This window comes from Thermococcus sp. 9N3, from assembly GCF_012027685.1.
Taxonomy (GTDB): Archaea; Methanobacteriota_B; Thermococci; order Thermococcales; family Thermococcaceae; genus Thermococcus; species Thermococcus nautili.
The window spans coordinates 151,214-169,538 of sequence record NZ_SNUV01000001.1; the positions used below are offsets into that span (position 1 = coordinate 151,214).

General features: G+C 56.2%; 19 protein-coding genes. 12 read left to right on the forward strand and 7 right to left on the reverse strand.

Annotated features, from left to right (window positions below):
- The first annotated feature begins 1 nt into the window (after position 1).
- The 5 genes from E3E30_RS00850 to E3E30_RS00865 all read left to right on the forward strand — a co-directional run bounded on the left by E3E30_RS00850 (position 2) and on the right by E3E30_RS00865 (position 4,767).
- Positions 2 to 601: a YigZ family protein gene (locus E3E30_RS00850; RefSeq protein ID WP_167728132.1), complete on the forward strand. Its 600-nt coding sequence runs from the start codon at positions 2 to 4 to the stop codon at positions 599 to 601.
- Between the two features lie 86 nt (positions 602 to 687).
- A complete protein-coding gene (locus tag E3E30_RS11400; RefSeq protein ID WP_277342776.1) occupies positions 688 to 813 on the forward strand; it encodes a hypothetical protein in 126 nt (41 codons plus the stop codon).
- 391 nt (positions 814 to 1,204) lie between these two features.
- Positions 1,205 to 1,837, forward strand: a complete 633-nt coding sequence (locus E3E30_RS00855) for an ATP-binding protein (RefSeq protein ID WP_240922487.1) — start codon at positions 1,205 to 1,207, stop codon at positions 1,835 to 1,837.
- Between the two features lie 145 nt (positions 1,838 to 1,982).
- Positions 1,983 to 3,752, forward strand: a complete 1,770-nt coding sequence (locus E3E30_RS00860) for a ribosome biogenesis/translation initiation ATPase RLI (protein ID WP_167728836.1) — start codon at positions 1,983 to 1,985, stop codon at positions 3,750 to 3,752.
- Positions 3,753 to 3,792: 40 nt separating this feature from the next.
- Positions 3,793 to 4,767 carry an AIR synthase family protein gene (locus E3E30_RS00865; protein ID WP_167728133.1) on the forward strand — a complete coding sequence of 325 codons (975 nt, stop codon included), beginning with the start codon at positions 3,793 to 3,795 and terminating at the stop codon, positions 4,765 to 4,767.
- On the opposite strand, the gene E3E30_RS00870 is transcribed toward E3E30_RS00865, so the two are convergent.
- The gene (locus E3E30_RS00870) at positions 4,764 to 5,627 is read right to left on the reverse strand and encodes a type I restriction endonuclease (protein ID WP_167728134.1); all 864 of its coding nucleotides are present in this window, start codon (positions 5,625 to 5,627) and stop codon (positions 4,764 to 4,766) included. The genes E3E30_RS00865 and E3E30_RS00870 overlap by 4 nt on opposite strands.
- Positions 5,628 to 5,687: 60 nt before the next feature.
- Between E3E30_RS00870 and E3E30_RS00875 the strand changes: the two genes are divergently transcribed.
- From E3E30_RS00875 to E3E30_RS00885, 3 genes are read left to right on the forward strand one after another with little or no spacing between them, the layout of a single operon-like run.
- The gene (locus tag E3E30_RS00875) at positions 5,688 to 6,491 is read left to right on the forward strand and encodes a class II glutamine amidotransferase (protein WP_167728135.1); all 804 of its coding nucleotides are present in this window, start codon (positions 5,688 to 5,690) and stop codon (positions 6,489 to 6,491) included.
- A gap of 4 nt (positions 6,492 to 6,495) precedes the next feature.
- Positions 6,496 to 6,903: a CBS domain-containing protein gene (locus E3E30_RS00880; protein ID WP_042690647.1), complete on the forward strand. Its 408-nt coding sequence runs from the start codon at positions 6,496 to 6,498 to the stop codon at positions 6,901 to 6,903.
- 6 nt (positions 6,904 to 6,909) lie between these two features.
- A complete protein-coding gene (locus tag E3E30_RS00885) occupies positions 6,910 to 8,424 on the forward strand; it encodes a metallophosphoesterase (RefSeq protein ID WP_206205055.1) in 1,515 nt (504 codons plus the stop codon).
- Here the strand turns inward: E3E30_RS00885 and E3E30_RS00890 are convergent.
- Both E3E30_RS00890 and E3E30_RS00895 read right to left on the reverse strand, forming a co-directional pair.
- Positions 8,396 to 9,256: a 2-phosphoglycerate kinase gene (locus E3E30_RS00890; RefSeq protein WP_099212291.1), complete on the reverse strand. Its 861-nt coding sequence runs from the start codon at positions 9,254 to 9,256 to the stop codon at positions 8,396 to 8,398. The two genes, E3E30_RS00885 and E3E30_RS00890, sit on opposite strands and share 29 nt — an antisense overlap.
- The gene (locus tag E3E30_RS00895; RefSeq protein WP_167728136.1) at positions 9,253 to 10,554 is read right to left on the reverse strand and encodes a 2,3-diphosphoglycerate synthetase; all 1,302 of its coding nucleotides are present in this window, start codon (positions 10,552 to 10,554) and stop codon (positions 9,253 to 9,255) included. The genes E3E30_RS00890 and E3E30_RS00895 overlap by 4 nt, the downstream gene beginning before the upstream one ends.
- A gap of 136 nt (positions 10,555 to 10,690) precedes the next feature.
- Here E3E30_RS00895 and E3E30_RS00900 point away from each other — a divergent pair, with 136 nt between their 5' ends.
- Both E3E30_RS00900 and E3E30_RS00905 read left to right on the forward strand, forming a co-directional pair.
- The gene (locus tag E3E30_RS00900; RefSeq protein WP_099212296.1) at positions 10,691 to 10,870 is read left to right on the forward strand and encodes a hypothetical protein; all 180 of its coding nucleotides are present in this window, start codon (positions 10,691 to 10,693) and stop codon (positions 10,868 to 10,870) included.
- 69 nt (positions 10,871 to 10,939) lie between these two features.
- Positions 10,940 to 11,815, forward strand: coding sequence for an MBL fold metallo-hydrolase (locus E3E30_RS00905; RefSeq protein ID WP_167728137.1), 876 nt, complete (start codon positions 10,940 to 10,942; stop codon positions 11,813 to 11,815).
- 58 nt (positions 11,816 to 11,873) lie between these two features.
- Here E3E30_RS00905 and cas4 read toward each other — a convergent pair whose 3' ends face one another.
- Entirely contained in the window at positions 11,874 to 12,539 is a 666-nt protein-coding gene (gene cas4, locus E3E30_RS00910) for a CRISPR-associated protein Cas4 (RefSeq protein WP_167728138.1), read from the reverse strand.
- A 119-nt stretch (positions 12,540 to 12,658) separates the two neighbouring features.
- Positions 12,659 to 12,994 (reverse strand): hypothetical protein, encoded by a 336-nt coding sequence (locus tag E3E30_RS00915; RefSeq protein WP_042693154.1) that lies wholly within the window; start codon positions 12,992 to 12,994, stop codon positions 12,659 to 12,661.
- 89 nt (positions 12,995 to 13,083) lie between these two features.
- On the opposite strand from E3E30_RS00915, the gene E3E30_RS00920 reads away from it, so the two are divergent.
- Together E3E30_RS00920 and E3E30_RS00925 are read left to right on the forward strand one after the other, a co-directional pair.
- Positions 13,084 to 13,929: a class I SAM-dependent methyltransferase family protein gene (locus E3E30_RS00920; protein ID WP_167728139.1), complete on the forward strand. Its 846-nt coding sequence runs from the start codon at positions 13,084 to 13,086 to the stop codon at positions 13,927 to 13,929.
- Positions 13,930 to 13,957: 28 nt separating this feature from the next.
- Positions 13,958 to 15,202, forward strand: coding sequence for an ATP-binding protein (locus E3E30_RS00925; RefSeq protein WP_240922489.1), 1,245 nt, complete (start codon positions 13,958 to 13,960; stop codon positions 15,200 to 15,202).
- Here E3E30_RS00925 and E3E30_RS00930 read toward each other — a convergent pair.
- Together E3E30_RS00930 and E3E30_RS00935 are read right to left on the reverse strand one after the other, a co-directional pair.
- Complete coding sequence (locus E3E30_RS00930) at positions 15,185 to 15,346, reverse strand: hypothetical protein (protein ID WP_167728018.1); 162 nt, start codon at positions 15,344 to 15,346, stop codon at positions 15,185 to 15,187. The genes E3E30_RS00925 and E3E30_RS00930 overlap by 18 nt on opposite strands.
- 33 nt (positions 15,347 to 15,379) lie before the next feature.
- Positions 15,380 to 17,281, reverse strand: coding sequence for an aldehyde ferredoxin oxidoreductase family protein (locus E3E30_RS00935; RefSeq protein WP_042690639.1), 1,902 nt, complete (start codon positions 17,279 to 17,281; stop codon positions 15,380 to 15,382).
- Between the last annotated feature and the right edge of the window lie 1,044 nt (positions 17,282 to 18,325).

The window sequence follows — 18,325 nt, forward strand, 5'->3', positions numbered from 1 at the left end:
CATGAGGACCCTAAAAGGACCAGGCACGGCCCGACTCGTTGTGAAGAAGTCCGTTTTCATAGGCTACGCCTCGCCCGCTAAAAACGAGGAGGAAGCCAAGGCCTTCATCGCAAAAATCAAGGCCCATCACAGCGACGCTAACCACAACGTCTCGGCCTACGTTATAAACGACGGAAGGAACTTCGCGGTTCGCTACGATGACGACGGCGAGCCGAAGGGGAGCGCCGGAAAGCCCGTCCTGAAGGTAATTCAGAACAAAGACCTGAGCAACGTGGTCGTCGTGGTCACGCGCTACTTCGGCGGGATAAAGCTCGGCTACGGCGGCCTGGTCAAGGCCTACAGCGAGGCCGCGAGTCTCGCTATTGAGAATGCGGGAATCGTTGAGGTTTACGAAACGGAGCGCTTTCAGATTACTTTCCCCTACAACCTGTTCCACACGGTCAGAGAAACCATAGAGAAGGCCGGCGCGAGGGTCGTGGGCGAGGACTACTCCAATAACGTTACCTTCACCGTTGAGGTAAGGAAGGGCGAGGCCGAGGAACTGATGGAGCTTTTGCGGGAAAGGACGAGGGGTGGGGTGAGGTTAGGGGCACTCTCATGAGTTTTTTCTGATTTAGGGACGTTCTAGACGTCCTAGGGAAACCCTTAAATTTACACGGCATGTAATTTACACGGGGTGTAAATTTCATGGTATGTAAAAATTTCTTCAGGACGAGGCCGGTTATGGAGGAGGAATGTCTCTGGGGAAAGGGCCATAGAAAAGCCGTTGAGGACATCCTTGGCGCAGTGTTACCGAGAGAGATGTTTGGATAACTGTCTGTTATCTCCTGCAGTAGCCCCCTGAAGTCAAGATTCTTCAGCCTGGCCAGAACCTGGGCTTCGTCGAATATCAAAACACCCAACTCGGCATTCTGGGACAAAACCCGGACCAGCGTTGAAAAATCCCTGCTGAACTCCTCAATGCTGGTCTTTCTTACCTCAACGCTCACCCCTCGAAATGATATTTTGTAGCTTTTGCTCGTCGTTATCATCTTGAGGGACGTCCTCTTGGGTTCTATGTCGGCTATTGATATCGCCCGAGAGCCTATGAAGCGAGAAAAAGTTGAAATAAACGTAATGGTAACCCCTCTTTCGCCTCAGTTTTTCTGCCATTACACTAACCACACTTGTTTTCCCGACCCTCCTCGGGCCGAGGAGAACCGCGGTGTTCCCCCTTTTCACGGGCTCAATGCCGGGTATGCTGGTCGAGTATCTAAACCCGGGCGCCGAAAAGCCAAACTTCATGCGCTCGGCGGAAATCTTCACCCTTCCAAGGTGGAGCATCGAAGAGGGAAGGGAATATCTCCTCGAGGGCTTCAGAAGCTACGGAATAAAAGTAACGAACGAGCTGGAGCTCTCAAGAGCCGTTGAAGAGCTGGGGGGAGTTCCCGGGTTTATCTCTCACTACGGCATTACGGCGGTTAACCTCGTGAGAACAGGAAAAAGCCCAGAAGAAGCCCTCCCAGTGGCCCTTGAGGAAAGCAGGAGGTATGCGCTTGAGGAGTGGAGAAAGGACATAGAGGCTTTTCTGAACGTCTACAACAGCAGGGTTTATATCGGCGTTCTCAGGGTTCTGGCCGAGGCATATCCGAGCGCCCTCCGTGGGGCGGAAATCTACAGGAGGCTTAAAATTCTGGGTTTAGCACCTACAAGGGTTCAGCACATCTATAAGTACCTTGAAACCCTTGAAAAAGCAGGTTTTATTCGCTCGTCTGAAAGGAATTACTGGATTGAAGACCCCCTCCTTAGGGAGGCCGTCAAGAAGTTCAACCTCGACCGGGTCGCTTCTGCCCTTTAGGAATTTTCCCGGAGAAATAAAGGGAAACATCAGCGGGGCCTCCCGGCCTCCGTGTGGAGTGAGATTAGAGCCTGCATATGCATCCCCAATGCTCTATCCCGCAACCCTTTAAAATCCTCGTCCTCAGCTTAGCCCGGTGGTGAAGATGAGAATCGCGGTCATCGACTACGACAAGTGCAACCCTGACAAGTGCGGTCACTTCCTCTGCGAGCGAGTCTGCCCGGTCAACCGAATGGGCGGCGAGGCGATAATCATAGACGAAGAAAACTACCGACCGGTCATACAGGAGGCCAGCTGTACCGGATGTGGAATCTGCGTCCACAAGTGTCCCTTCAACGCGATAACGATAGTCAACCTGCCGGAGCAACTTGACGAGGACTGCGTCCACCGCTACGGAATCAACGGCTTCGTCCTCTACCGCCTCCCGGTTGTCAAAGAGGGCATGGTCGTTGGAATCCTCGGTCCCAATGGAACCGGTAAGACGACGGCCGTCAAAATCCTCTCCGGCCAGCTCCTGCCGAACCTCTGCGGCGACAACGACTCCTGGGATAACGTGATTAAGGCCTTCCGAGGAAACGAGCTCCAGACGTACTTTGAGAGGCTGAAGAACGGGGAGATTCGACCCGTCGTGAAGCCCCAGTACGTTGACCTGATTCCCAAGGCCGTTAAGGGAAAGGTCCGCGACCTGCTCAGGAAGGCCGACGAGAGCGGAAGGTTCGACGAGGTTGTTAAGGAGCTTGAGCTCGAAAACGTTCTCGATAGAGACATAAGGCATCTCTCGGGCGGTGAGCTTCAGCGCGTTGCCATAGCCGCGGCCCTCCTGAGAAACGCGGAGTTCTACTTCTTCGATGAGCCGTCGAGCTACCTCGACATAAGGCAGAGGCTCAGGATTGCGAAAATCATAAGGAAGCTCGCCGAGTCGGGCAAGAACGTTCTGGCGGTCGAGCACGACCTCGCTATCCTCGACTACATGAGCGACATAATTCACGTCGTTTACGGTAAGCCCGGTGCCTACGGTATCTTTTCACAGCCCAAGTCAACGAGAAACGGCATAAACGAGTTCCTCAGAGGCTATTTGAGGGACGAGAACGTCAGGTTCAGGCCCTACGAGATAAACTTCAGCAAGAAGAGCGAGCGCAAGAGCCAGGAGGGAGAAATCCTCGTCGAGTATCCGAGTCTCGTTAAGGACTACGGCTCCTTCAGGCTTGAGGCTGAGGGTGGCGAGCTCTACATCGGCGAGGTCGTCGGAATCGTCGGCCCGAACGGAATTGGTAAGACAACCTTCGTGAAGATGCTCGCGGGAGTCGAGAAGCCGACGGAGGGCGAGATAGACTGGTCCCTCACCGTCTCGTACAAGCCCCAGTACATAAAAACCGACTACGACGGAACGGTTTACGAGCTCCTCAGCAAGATTGACGCGAGCAAGCTCATGAGCAGTTTCTACAAGAGCGAGCTCCTGAACCCGCTCGGGATTCCAGAGCTCTACGACAAGAACGTCAACGACCTTTCCGGCGGTGAGCTCCAGCGCGTTGCCATAGTGGCCTGCCTGCTCCGCGATGCCGACCTGTACCTCCTCGACGAGCCCTCAGCGCATCTCGACGTCGAGCAGAGGCTGGCGGTTTCGAAGGCAATCCGCTCGCTCATGGCCAAGAACGAGAAGACCGCGCTTATAGTCGAGCACGACGTCATGATGGTTGACTACCTGAGCGACAGGCTGATAGTCTTTGAGGGCCAGCCCGGCAAGTTCGGTAAGGCGAGCAAGCCGATGGGTATGCGCGAGGGAATGAACCGCTTCCTGGCATCGGTGGGCATAACCTTCAGGCGCGACCCCGACACCGGCAGGCCGAGGGCCAACAAGGAGGGCTCCGTAAAGGACAGGGAGCAGAAGGAGAGGGGCGAGTACTACTACACCTAAAGGCTTTTCTTTTCCTCCTCCAACTTCCCTTGGTGGTTGTATGAAGCCCGGAAAACTCCCGCCGGAACTCCTTGAGAAGCTCGTTCTCTCAAGGCTTCCCTCAAAGGGTAAAGGTGTCATCCTCGGCCCGGGGACGGGGATAGACGGGACGGCATTGAAGGTTGAGGGAACTCTCGTTGCCTCCAGCGACCCCATAACAGGGGCAACGAAGAGAATCGGCTTTTATGCAGTCCACGTTAACGCGAACGATGTGGCGGTTATGGGCGCGGAGCCGAGGTGGTTTCTAACGACTATACTCCTCCCGGAGAACGCGGACGAGGGACTTTTAAGCGAGATAACCGACGAAATCTCGCGCGAGGCCAAAAAGCTCGGTGTTGCGGTCGTCGGCGGGCACACGGAGGTAACCCCGGGCCTCGACAGGCCCATAGTGGTGGGAACGATGCTCGGCGAGGCCGAGAGGCTCGTCAGGCCCGATGGTGCGAAGCCGGGGGATGCAATAATCATGACGAAGTGGGCCGGCATCGAGGGAACCGCCATAATCGCGGAGGAGCTCCGGGAAAGGCTTGCGCCGATACTCGGAGAGGAGTTCCTTGAGCGGGCATCGTCTCTCATCGAGTACCTGAGCGTCCTTCCCGAGGCGAGGATTCTCAGGAAGGTTGCCAACGCGATGCACGACCCGACCGAGGGCGGAGTGCTCAACGGCCTCCACGAGATGGCCGATGCCTCGGGTCTTGGTTTCAGGGTTTACGCCGAGAGGATTCCAATCCGCGAGGAGACAAAGACCCTCTGCAACTACCTCCACCTGAACCCGCTCGGTCTGATAAGCTCTGGCGTCCTCCTCGCCTCGGTTCCGAGGGATTATGCTAAAAAGACCGTCGAGGAGCTTTTGAGCCATGGCATAACCGCGAGCACCATAGGGGAGTTTTTAGCCGAGGAGAAGCGCGTCATAGTCGAGGAGAACGAAGAGAGGCCCGCGTGGAGACCCGAGAGTGACGAGCTGTGGAAGGTCGTTTAGACTTCCACCCCAATCTTTATTCCCTCGTCCTTCTCTATCTCGCGGAGGAGGAGAACGACCTTCTCGGGCGGAAGTTCCATCCCGGCGAGCAGTTTCTTGGCCTTCCTAACCTCTTCCCGCTTTTCCCCGCTTGACCTTCCCTCAAGGTAGTCGAGAACCGCCAGGAGGGCTCCTTTAAGGCTCCTGTCGCCGAGGGGCAGGGGTCTCCAGCCGTTTTCGTGAACGTAGACTGCCTTCGGAACCTCAACGCCCGACAGCTTGTCCACGGGCACTATAGAGGGTTTGCCCCTCGCGCGGAGGTAGTTCAGCAAGGTTTCTTCGTCGAACCCCTCGTTTACCAGGCTCTTGTAGGCTATCTCAAAGGCGTTGAGAAGCGTGGCAAGGCGCTCCAATTTCCCTATCCTGTCCTTGGAGAGCAGGGAGAGCTTTACGAGCACCCGTTCAAGGGGTTCCTCCTCCAAATCCACCGTGAAGAGAATCCTGTCCCTGAGGGAAGTTCCCTCGGCAAAGGCCTTGGCAACGACCCACTTGGCACCGTTGGTGAGGATTCCGTAGCGGACGCCCCTGCTGAAGCAGTAGCGGGCGAGCTGGCGGAGCGGTTCGTCGCGCTTTATGACGTTCACCGAAAGGTTCTTCGCTTCAAGGAAAGCCACAATCTCGCCGTTGAGGAGGAGCGCGTAGTCGGCCCTCCCGTCCTCGGTCCTCTCCTCTGGTCTAACTTCCTCCGGGTTGTTCCAGTCCCAGCCGAGGGCCGTCATTATCTCGCCTATCAGGTGTTGCTTTACCGCCTCCTCGTTCCTCTCGTAGAGCTTCCTGTGGAGGCCAATCCGCGACATGACGTTGAGAACCGCGCGCTCCATCCCCTCACCTTTTCCCCGTTGGTAAGGCCACCTAAAAGCTTTTGGGGTTTGGGGACGTAGATGATTGAGGTGGACACCGTGTGCAGGATACTCTTTGCCAGGGGGCCGGGGGAGGGGATTGAGACCCTCGCCAGAGCGTTCATGAAGTCTGCCGAGAACGACCCCTACCGCGCGAGAAGGAGCGGTAAGAACCAGCACCGCGACGGCTGGGGCTACGTCCTCCTGAGCGATGGAAGCGTTCATCACTACCGCTCGGCGGGGGCCGTCTTTGAGGACGGGAAGGGATTTTCAGGGCTTATTGAGCTCCTTCGGGAAAGCGATAACGCAGTTCTCCTCACCCACGCGAGAGCGTCTTCCCAGGGCTCGCTCGGGCTCTTCAACGTCCAGCCCTTTGCCTTCTCCACGAGGCGCGGTTTTTCCTTCTGGTTCCTCCACAACGGCGACCTCGACAAGGAAAAGATTATCGAGCTGGCGGAGTTCGAGGGAGAGGACCTGAGGGACACCTCGGACAGCTACGCCTTTTCAGCCTACCTGTGCAGGGCCCTTCAGAGGCCTGAAAAGGAAGAACTCCTGAAGCACTACTCACTCGGGGCTTCGCTGGCGAAGACAACCTTCAACACGGCCACGCTCTTCCTCCTTCCCGACGGGGGCTGGAGGGCCTTCGTGACGGCATACATGACCGACGATTACTGGAAGAACGACCTTCACCGGGACTACGCGAGGCTGATTGAGCTCGACGGCGACGTTTTTGCGGTTGCGAGCTCGACCCTTGAGCTCCACCACAAAGCGGATTGGAAGAACATTCCAAATGGCACCGCGCTTCTAATAACGCCCGGTGGAATCGAACGCCTTCCCCTGGGGTGATGGTATGGACGAGAACGCCCCGATTAGGGTTTACATGACGCGGAAACTCATTGGCGTTTCGCCGGAAGATACGGTAAAGCGGGCCTGTGAGGTCATGATGGAGTTCGACATAGGCTCGCTCGTCGTTGTGGAGAACAATGAGGTCGTGGGCTTCTTCACGAAAACCGACGTCATACGGCGCGTTGTGATTCCGGGGAAGCCCAACACGACACCGGTTCGGGAGATAATGACGCGGGAGCTCGTTACGGTAGACGCCAACACCCCGCTTCGCGAGGTTCTCGACATAATGGCCAAGAAGGGCATAAAGCACATGCTCGTGAGCGAGAACCGGAAAATCGTCGGGATATTCAGCCTCAGCGATTTGCTGAGTGCGAGCAGGAGAAAGCTTGAAACCGCCATAGCGGCGGAGTGATGTGCCATGATAAGGATTGCCCACATAAGCGACACCCACATAACCGGTGAGAGTGCCTACAAGGGCTACGCCTACGACCTGATAGCCAACGAGGTGAACAGGCTGAACTTTGACTTCGTCGTCCACACAGGAGACGTCACCAACAACGGCCTGCGTGAGGAGTACGAGAGGGCCGAGTACGAGCTCAAGAAGATTCAGAAGCCCCTCGTCGTCGTTCCGGGCAACCACGACGTCAGGAACGTCGGCTACGACCTCTTCGAAGAATTCATCGGCCCGCTCAACGGCGTCTACGAGTTCAGGGACGGCGTCCTAATCTGGGTGGACTCGACGATTCCGGATTTAAGCGACGGCAGAATCGGGAAGCACAAGTTCCGCTGGCTGAAAAAGAAGCTTGAGGAGTACTCCGACAGGAGAATCAAGATAGTGGCCGCGCACCACCACCTCGTCCCGCTCCCGAACACCGGACGCGAGAGAAACGTCCTATTCAACGCTGGCGACGTTCTCGATTTGCTTCTCAGGAACGATGTCACGCTCTACCTCTGCGGTCACAAGCACGTTCCCAACGTTTACCGCGTTGAGGACCTCGTCGTGGACAACGCCGGATGTACCTCCTGCCGGAAGACGAGGCGTGGTGACGTGAACAGCTACAACATCGTTACGATACACGACGATGGCAGAGTCGAGGTCACGATACGGCGCGTCACCGGCGAGGAGGTTAAAGCTCAGCACAGGCCGGTTAAGCCGAAGCTCTTCGTTCCCAGGGGAAGAAGGCTCCTCAGGATAGTCCAGCTCAGCGAGAGCAAGGTCTCGGACAGGGTTTACTTCAGGAGGAAAGTGCTCGAGAACGTGGTGAACCTGATAAATGAGAAGCTGAAGCCCGACATCGTCGTCCACAACGGAGACGTCGTTGACATGGGCATCGAGCGGAACTTTGAGAGGGCCAGGGAGCTCTGGGATAGGATTGAGAGGCCAAAGCTCGTCGTCCCCGGCCACAGCGACATGACCTACCTCGGCTACGAGCTCTTTTCAGAGTACTTCGGCGAACCGGAGGCGCTCTCCTTCGACGGATTCACTTTCATTCCGGTCTCAACGCCGCAGTACGAGACCGAGATAGGCGTCGTGGGAAGGTTCGGCCAGAGAAAGCTGGCGGAGGAGCTGGACAACGCCGAGAACTTTCGGGTCGTCTTCATGCACCACAACGTCGTTCCGATACCAAGGAGCAGGGAGCGCGGGTTCCTTGAGGACGCGGGCGACGTGCTGAAGCTCCTGACCGGGAAGGGAGTTGAGTTCGTCCTGACCGGGCACGGGGGCAACGCCTTTGCAGTTCGCGTAGAAAACACAATCGTTATAAACGCCGGCTCGGTCAGCTGGGAGCTCCACAGGAACCCCTTTGGAAACAGTTTCAACGTTATAGACGTCTACCCGTGCATGGTTATAGCCTTCGAGGTGCAGGCGACGTGGGGGAGCCGGAGGCTCCTCGGGGTGTGGAAGCTCAAAGGCTCTCGCGGAGGCGCTCCATGAGGTCCTCCATTATTTCGTTCACGGTCTTTTCGAGCTCGACGTTCTCTATGACCTTTACCCCGTGCTCCTTGGCCCTTCTGACTATGTACTCCTGAAGCCAGAGAATCTCGTCAAGGTGCTCGAGGTAGTACTCGGCCGGCCTCTTGCTGTAGCGCGAACGCTCGTAGAAGTGGGCCTCCAAAGCCTTCCTGTCGCTCACCGTCAGGATGTACATGAAGGCGTTCTCATTGGTCTCGATGAAGCCCGGAATTAGGTGTATTCCCTCGATTATCGCGTTCATCCCCTCGCGCTGAACCCTGTCGAGGACGGCCTTAACGCCCACAGAAACGTGCCTAACCTGGCTCTCGAAGCCCTCAATCAGACTGCTCGCCCCCTTGAGCTCGCGCCATGCTAAAAACGATGAGGCGTGCAAATCGGGCAGAAGCTCCCTCGCGATTATCTTCCTCATGACCTCGCGAACGGTGTCGGTGCCGATTATCGTCCTTATCGAGAGCCTGAAAGCCAATTCCGTCGCTATCGTGGACTTTCCGACGCCGGTAACGCCCCCGAGGAGGACGACGAGCGGAATCTTTTTCCTCCTGAATTCGCGCCAGAAGAGGTAGCGCTCTGCTTCTTTCTTGAGCCCGTGTTCGATGAGCTTCCGGTAGGTGAGCTCCCTTATCTCGTCAGTGCTAACAACCCTTTTCCTCTTCTCCACGAGCTCCCGCTGAACCTCGCTCGCGATTATGTAGGCTATGCCCACATCCACCCCGGCTAGGGTTATAGAACGCGTGAGTATTCCGCGCGAAAACGGCAGTTGAACCCTTCTCTCTGGGTCCGTGACGATTATCATCTCCCCACCACCCTCCTGGCGAGCTCCAGAACTGCCTTCCTCAGGTCCTTGCCGTCCACGTTGACCGGCTCGTTGGCGAGGTAGATTACCTCGATGCCCCTCTCAAGGGCCCACCTCGTCATGACGTCAACGGCGGCCGCCTTCAGCTCAACGAGGACTGCCTCAACCCCCGCTTTTCTTCCGAGTTCCGCGAGGTCCTTCTCGAGTGCGGGCCTCTTCGAGAGGTTTCCGCTGGTGAAGACAACCTCGGCACCGAGGCTCTCGATATCCCCAACGGCCCTCTCAATCGCCTTCCACGATGTTGTGAAGAGCGCAACCCTCTTCCCCGAGACCTCGCCGAGCGGTTTCGGCGTGAACCGGACCAAGTGGACGTCAGCGTTGGGATTAACCCACCTCACGAAGTCCCGGAACTCCTCGGCCTTCCGGGGCTCAACGTCCGCCATGGTGATTATCGCTATATCCGCCAGACCAATCCTGAAGGGCCCGAAGAAGCCCTCGACGGTTTCCCTTGGCTGGAGGGCGCTGAGGACGGTGATGTAGCCGTCCGCCAAAACCGGTGGAATCGTTGCCCCGCTTCCCTCTGCGATTATGAGGTCGTGAGGAAGCTCCTCCGCGAGTTTTATTCCCTCGTAGACGATATGAAAGAACGGAAAGCCCGCCATTCCTCCTCCACAGCGCCGGCATCCTATGGTCGTCACTCCAGCGACGAGTGCGTCCTCGTAGTGGTCCGAAGCGGCGTGCTTGCCCATCTCCGCGAGTTTTAGAAGGTTCTCGGGCGTCAGCTCTTCCCTCTCGCCGTCTATGAGCTCCGGCCTCTCCGGCCCGCCCCTTCCCATCGTGACAACCACGGGACGGTACCTCTCCTTCAGAACCCTCGCGACGAAGCCCCCTATTGCCGTCTTTCCGACGCGCTTTCCGAGGCCGAGGACGCTTATCGTGGGTTTTGACGGCTTTATCAGCTCTCCGGGCCTGAACTCGAAGTCGGCCCCTCTGTATGCAACTCCATTGCGCAGGCAGATTGACGCTATCTGAAACCTCGCGCTATAATCTACGACTGGCTCGTCGCTCAGGTCAACGACCTCGTCAACATCGTTCTCTAAAAGCGCCAGTTCAAGGGCTTTCAAAGGGTCCTCATCAACGTAAAGCCTTACCCCAAGCTCTTCCGCAAGCTTCTCGGGCGAGCCTATCTTTTCACCACCCCCGAGGAAGACCGCACAGCACACGTCGCCGAGTTTTTCAATCGCCCACCTCGTCACAGGCGGGTAGTGCTCGCCATCGATTAGGGCGAGCCTCCTCATTCCCTCACCTCATACTCGATTACCTCGGGTTAATTTAACCTTTTCCGTTTTTCCAAGCACTCTCGGAGGAGAAAAGTTATAAAGGGGAACGATGAACTAAGGACGGCCTTAAAGGCCAGATAAGGAGGTGTGTAAAATGGCCGAGTTGATTGTTAAGTCCAAGGTTAAGGAGCTCGTTAAGAACATCGACCCCGAGATGAGGGTCAGCCCGGAGTTCTACGACGCCCTTGAGGAGGAGCTCAAGGTCCTCGTCGAGAAGGCCGTCAAGAGGGCCAAGGCCGAGGGAAGGAAGACCCTCTACGCCAGGCACGTTTGATACCTTTCCTTTCCTTCCATTCCTTCCAAAGCCTTTTATTGATTGGTCCCTAACTTCTCCGGTGATAGTATGGCGTTGAGAAAACTCGGCGATTCTGCTTATCTTTATCCAGGAAGCCCCTCCACGCTCCTTCGGGTCGTCGATGGTGGGGCCGTTCTCGTCGACCCCGGTCACGGAAGCGGGAGGCACAAGGACCTCAGGCGAGAATTGCGGAAGCTCGGCCTTCCCCTCAAAGCCCAGCTCGCGACGCATGGACACGCTGACCACGTGGCCGTTTCTCCGAAGCTCGACGCTCCCCTTTTCGTTCACCGATTCGAGTTCTCCATAGCCGAGAGCCCCCTCAACAGGGAAATCCTGACCTTCGGTTCGAGGGCACCGAGGGGTTTTCTGGCGTACTCTGCCGGTGAAGTGAAGGTTCACGCGGTCTTCGAGTGGGGTGATGAGCTTTTTGGACTGGAGGCCTTAAAGCTGAACGGCCACTCCCCGGGAATGACCGGGTTCCTCGATGAGGAAAACGGCCTGCTCTACGCGGGAGACTCCTTCTTCGGCGAAAGGCTCATCGGTGCGGTTGGCGTTCCATACCTCGTGGATTGGGCCCTTTTCAGGGAGTCCCTCACAACGCTCAGGGGCTTTGCCGAGAAGGGCTACCTGCTCATTCCCTCGCACGGAAGGCCCGTGAAGGGCGACGAAGCCGTTGAAACGCTCGAATTCAACCTCAATCGCCTGGAGGAAGTTGAGAAGCTCGCCCTTGAGTTCCTCCGGAAGCCGATGACCGTTGAAGAGCTCGCGCTCGGAATAATGGGCCACTACCGCGTCGAGGTTACCCCGCAAAAGCTCGCCCTGAACCTCGTGCCCCTCCGGGCCCTTATAGCCGAACTCTACAACCGCGGGCTCATTGAGGCGGTGGTCGATAACGGGCTCAGGTGGGTTGTGAAAAAGGAGTAGCTTTGTGGTCACAAACCCCAAAGATTGGCAGGAACTTTGTGATTACCAACCACAAAACTCACTCGTCCCCGGGATAGCAGAGGTAGCGGTAGGGGCAAAAGCGGCAGGCGTAGCTCCTCCAGCCCTCGGGGGGTTTCCCTTTCTCGTAGGCCTTTTTGACCGAATAGAAGTGCCTTAGCGTTTCCTTGAAGAGCTTGCCGTCGTAGGGAATCTCAAAGGCCCTGAAGTTCGGGCCCTTTATCACCGGAAAGTTCGACATGTCGAGCTTGCCGATTATCTTCGTCGGCTCGTCGTGGAGTTTGATATAATACAGGTATCCGTATTCCGCCTCGGCCCACCGCAGGTAGACGTTGAGCTGGGCCAGATGGTAGTCGTAGGGCACCTTCGGCAGGCTCGTCTTCCCCTTAATCTCGATTGGGAACTCGCGAAAGGCGTCAATCCTGCCGTGAATCTCGAAACCGAGCTTCCTTGAGCGCAGGACGAGATGCCTCTCAAGCTCGAAGCCGAAGCGTTTGCTAAGAATCTGCCCGAGAACCTCGTGGGTTTTAACGCCCTGATTAAGCCTAACCTTGACGTTCTCGGGCCACCTCGGAGGGTAGCCTTTCAGGCGGAAGTATATCCGCCTTGGACAGGTTAAAGCCTCGCTCGCGTAGAACTCTATCAGCCCGTCGTTTTCAGCGCTTCCGTTGTTTCCCACGTCTCTTCCCTCCGGTGGGCGGTTCATCGGCCCGCGAACCTCCCCGCCCCTGCGTCAGCTAATACCGACGTCATCACAGTTCAGACTGGGCAAGGGTCGTCATCCGCGAAGGAAGGTAGAAGGGAAGAATTTAAAGCTTCCGTTGGTTAGAGAACCATGCGCCTCTTCCTCTTAATCGAATAGCTGAGCCCGTAGGCCGGCCAGATGCTCGGGGGCTGCTCGTAGTGGTGAAGGTTCCTCAAAATCTTCTCGGCCGACCTCTTGTCCCGGGCCTTAACCCTCAGGACGCCTCTGTCGAGCTCGACAACCCCATCAGCGAGGCGAACCGTCAGCTTCGAGCCGTCCACCTCGGGCCTGGCGCGCATGAGAAGCCTGCGGTAGTCTTCATACGCCTCTTCGCTCAGCCTCTGCTCAAGAAGTGCCTCCTCCTTACGGCCAAACAGCCTTGAAAACAGCCCACTATTCGGGGGCTCGTCCTCCATATCGTTCATCGACCTCCGATGGTTCTCACCCTAAATCCGTCCTTTAAGTTTTTAAGGCTTTCCTATCGCTTTTTGACGAAGGGACCAAGATGAGAGCGAAGCGAACCCAGGTCATAAAACCCCGCATACGGGAGATACTCTCGAAGGAGCTTCCGGCCGGGCTGGTTAATTTGCTTCCCAAGCACTGGGTCCAGATTGGCGACGTCCTTATTCTGCCCCTCCGGCCGGAGCTTGAGCCCTACAAACACAGGATAGCCGAGGTTTACGCGGAAGTTCTGGGCGTTAAAACCGTCCTCAGGAAGGGCCACATACACGGCGAAACCCGGAAGCCGGACTACGAGGTTCTCTACGGTGGGGATACCGTTACCGTTCACGTTGAGAACGGCGTCAAATACAAGCTCGACGTTGCCAAAATCATGTTCTCGCCGGCCAACGTCAAGGAGCGCGTCAGAATGGCGGAGGTGGCGAGACCGGGCGAGCTGGTCGTTGACATGTTCGCGGGAATAGGGCATCTGAGCCTCCCGATGGCCGTCCACAAGGGGGCGAGGGTTATAGCGATTGAGAAGGACCCCTACACCTTCCGCTTCCTGGTCGAGAGCATCTGGCTCAACAACGTCCAGGACTTAATGACGCCCTACAACATCGATAACCGCGATTTTCCCGCTGAAAACATAGCCGATAGGGTTCTGATGGGCTACGTCGTGAAGACTGCCGAGTTCATACCGAAGGCCCTGAGCATAGCGAAGGACGAGGCGATTATTCACTACCACAACACCGTGCCAGAGAGGCTGATGCCCGACGAGCCCTTTGCGACCTTCAGGAGGATAGCGAGAGAATACGGCTACGAGGCCGAGAAGCTAAAAGAGCTGGTTATCAAGCGCTACGCCCCCGGCGTCTGGCACGTGGTCGTTGACGTTAGGGTGTTCAAGCGTTAGGCTTTTAAGAATAAGTAGAATTAGTATAATGGTGGTTATACTAATGGCCATTATAGAAAGGCCCAAACTCGACGTTGCCCTCAAAGCGAAGTGGTTGCTCCTCTACGGGCGCAGGAAGACGGGAAAGACTTTCTACGTCCGCGAAAGGGGAAACTACGCGAGATACTTCATCGTTACGAGGGGCTCGGAGCTCATTGATGTGGATAGCGGAGAGAGAATGACCCTAGACGAGTTCATGAAGTTTCTCCCGCTCCTCCTCCAAACGGGTAGAATAGTCGTTGACGAGTTTCACCGCCTCAGAGAGCCGTTCTTCTCGCTTCTCCAGGGCCTGTCGGGAAAAGGTGAACTGACCCTCATAACCTCGACGAGGCATTATTTCAAGAGGTTCTTCGGGGAGAGCAGTCCATTGCTGGGTCTCTTCCACGCTCATGAGGTGGGTCTCATCAGACCCTCTGACGCCCTGAAGTTCGTTCACTCCATTGGTTTTGAAGGCAGGCCCCTCGTAGAGCTCGCCGTTCTCGTTCAGGAACCGTGGCTCGCTCCTACGGTGGAATCCTACGGCGTCGAAACCTTTGACGTCCTCGGTACCGTTCTCAAGGACTACGTTCCCGGCCTCGTGGGAGAGATATTCACCGAGGAGGAGCGCGAGCTTACCCGGAGATACTGGGCAATCCTTGAGGCCGTTGCCGGGGGAAAGGTAAGCACGGGGGAAATAGCGGGGGAGCTATCTTCTCGGGGATTGATGGAGAACGCTTCCCCGGGAGCTGTAGCGCCATACCTCGAAACCCTTGCGGGAATGGGCTTGCTTGAGAGAATCCCCGTCTTTGGAAAGAGGAGAAAGGTCTACCACTACCGCCACGTATCGCCCCTCGTGGACTTCGCGTACTACATGAACGCAAAGTACGGTTTCTTCGAGACTGGTCTTCCCCAGAAAACCGTCCGCAGATTGCTGGAGGAAAAACTGCCCCACCACGTAGAGGTGTTCTTTGAACGGCTCCTCGCCCAGCACTACGGCCTTCAGCCAGTCAGGATTGAGAAGCCGGAACTTGAGCTCGACGTTGCCCTTGTGAAGAACAGGAGGCTCTACTTGGTCGCCGAGGTCAAGTGGAAGGAGAAACTTAGAGAGCGGGACATTAGAAAGGCTGAAAACAAGTTTGAGAGCGCTGGAGCGGAGGTTAACCTCCTCGTCGTCCCGGACAGGAGCGTCCTCCCACGGGAGCCCGAGAATGCAAGGGTCTTTGACTGGAGGGACGCTTTAGTGCTCGCCCCATAACGGCTCCCAATCCTCACACACGAAGTTCATGTGAACGGTCTTCATGTGCTTCCGGCACATCCCGTAGGTCAGGAAGTAGGAATCAATCGGCCCGAACCAGCGACAGTTCTTGCAGGCCTTGAGCTTCTCGTCCATTTTGCTCACCTGAGAGAATAAGAGGGGGAGGGATAAAAACCTTCAGATTCCCGCTCCAATGTCGTCCGCGATGTCTGGCAGGTCGAGGGCCATGAGCTTGGCCTTGGTCGGGATTCCGTCCCTGCTCCATCCGCGAGCCTGGTAGTACTCGTCGAGCATCCTGTCGAGCTCCCAGGGCGGGACGTGGAGGCCTTTGCTCGGTCCCTCCGGAATCGGCTCCCACATAATCCTGTAAGGCAGGGTGTCGTCCTTCCTGGTGAAGCCCTCGCGGACGTTGAAGGCGCGGGCAATGTTCATTATCCTCTCGCCGATGACCATCAGCTCGGCCTCTCCGATGTTCATGCCGGTGACGGCCTCAACAAGCTCCGGGAAGCCCTCAAGGAAGTACATGTGCCTTGAGAACTTACAGACGCCGGTGGCGTCGTAGATTGCCATGAGGTTCTCGTGGAAGGCAATCTCGAAGCCCTTGTTCTCGCCCTTGGTCCTGTCAACACCCTCGAACTTCCACCACTTGCCGACGAGCTCGGTTCCGTAGGCACCGCTGGTGAGGTGGTCGGCGCCGCGGACGTTGACCGCGAAAGCCAAAGCCATTCCCTTTATACCACGGACGTCGTAGGCAGGTGGCTCCATGCCCTTGACGTGAAGCGCGAACTTCTCGCTTCCCCTGCCGAGCCTCTCGCTGGCCCTCTTGACACCATCTGCTAAGAGCTTTCCGAGGTTGCCCTCGCGGTAGGCCATCTTCTTGAGTGCCTCGACTGCGGCCTCGCCGTTGCCGAAGGTCAGCTCGAGACCGTCAGCTTCCTCCTTGGTGAGCAATCCACGCTCGTAGGCCTCCATGGCCCAGGCGATTGTGACACCCGCCGAAATCGTGTCGAGTCCAAGCTCGTCCGCGAGGTAGTTGAGATACGCGACGGTCTCGAAGTCGTCGAGCTCAAGGGCTCCACCGAAGGAGTAGAGGGTCTCGTACTCCGGACCGTCGGTCATAAAGGTGCCCCACTTCTCGCTCTCGACCTTAACGTACTGGCTGCACGGCTTGTTACAGAGCGGGCACGGCCTCCTGCCGGCGCGGTACTTGGGTGCCCAGTAGTAGGGGTCGATGTAGATGTGCTCCCTGCCCTCCTCCTTGGCCTTCTCGTATGCCTTCTTGAAGAAGCCCATCTGCCAGTTCCTGGTCGGGAAGGTTCCCCTCTCCCTGTTCATCCAGTCGAGGAACTCACCGCTTCCGTAATCCATGTCGGCCTTGGTCGCAGGGTGGTCCTTGAATATCATTGCCCACTTCTTTATGAGCTCGCGGAGCTTCTCGGGCTCGGCAATCGGTATCTTCTTAGTTCCCTTGACGACGATTCCCTTGAGCTTCTTGCTTCCGAGAACTGCACCTGGACCGCCCCTACCGGCCTGCCTCTCATCGGTGTCTATCGTTGCAATAAGGCTGAGGTTCTCGCCGGCCGGACCGATGAAGGCGGTCGCAAAGCCCGGATACTCCTCCTTGGCCTTCTTTCTCGCCTCGCCGGTGGTGAGGCCCCAGTACTCGTTTGCCGGAACGAGCTTGACCTCATCGTCCTTGATGTAGAGAAGAACGGGCTCCTCGCTCTGCCCCTCGATTATGAGAACGTCGTAACCGGCTTTCTTGAGCTCCTCACCCATCTTGGCGCCAGCCATCGAACGGCCGTAACCGCCGGTGAGTGGGCTCTTGAAGTTGAACGCCGTCTTGGAACCGGTTCCGATTCCGGTGCCAACGAAGAGACCAGGGGTTATAATCATCTTGTTCTCGGGTCCGAGCGGGTCTGCCTTTGCGGGAACTTCGTCGTAGAGAAGTCTAGTTCCAAATCCAACGCCGCCGAGGTATTTCCTCGGGAACTCCTCCGGGAGGGGTTCGACCTTAATCTCTCCTGTCGTCAGGTTGACCCTCAGAATCTTTCCCCAATAGCCACCCTTGGCTTCCATATGATACCACCTCGAAGATTTTTCGGGAAGGGGAATATAAGGGCTTCGAAAAGGGGTACATTTGACAAAACTGGGGGAGTTAAGTCCATTCGTTAACTTGAGCGAACTTTCATGTACATTGTGTTGGGAATTTTGTTTGTCTGAGTTTCATTGGAACCCTGAGCTCACTTTAAAATGCAACCGATGCGGTGTTAGCCCACTTTAAAAGTACGCCCCTAGAGCGAATCTCTGACATCTGCCCCGGAAAAGGAATTTTGGGTTTAAAGAAGACAAAACTTCCCAAATCTGCCTTTTCAAAAGGAATCACAAACTTTGATGAAACTTCGCGCAGACGAACAAGCTTTAACAAAGCTTGACCAAAGAGTGTCCTTCTTACTCATAGGCAAAAAGTCAGTCGTGCACTGGCCGAGTGCAAGTTTAGAGCGGGTTTAACACCAAACAAGGCTTTTCAAGCAGTTCCAACTTTGCTATTGGCGTCCGAAGGACGCCGTTTAAAGAATTGAACACTCGCAAGCAAGCTTTTGGGAAAAGCTTGACCAAAAGTGTTAAACCCTCACAAGAGGGCAAAGATAGAGTGCATGCCTTCCCAAGTAACCCGTTTGGTTTTTGGGTTTGCTTTAATAAGGGCTCTTGGGAAAGGTGTTTAATTTAAAACAGCGCCCGAAGTGCGCTAATGGAAGAAACACGCTTGAGAATAGCAAATTTAAGAGCAAACCTGCCTGAAAATGAACCCTTTTAAAATCATGCCGGCTTTTGATGAAACTTTTCACAAGAAAAGTTTCTCCGCCAGCGCTTGCGAAGGAAGCTTTTGAAAAAAGCTTCACCAAAAGTTAGTAGCTCTCGCTCAAAGGCTCAAATAGAGCGGATTTTACTGGGAAAATCGAGCTTTTTAGGAGAGAACCAGTCAAAATAACCCTCTGAAAGGGTTTACTCTCTTTTGACGCCCTTCGGGCGTCGGTTTAAAGTTAAACCCTTCACACCAAGAAGTAGCGTCATAAGTTCTCCCACTCAAAACTGCCAACTGACGAGAAAAATCCCTCAAAA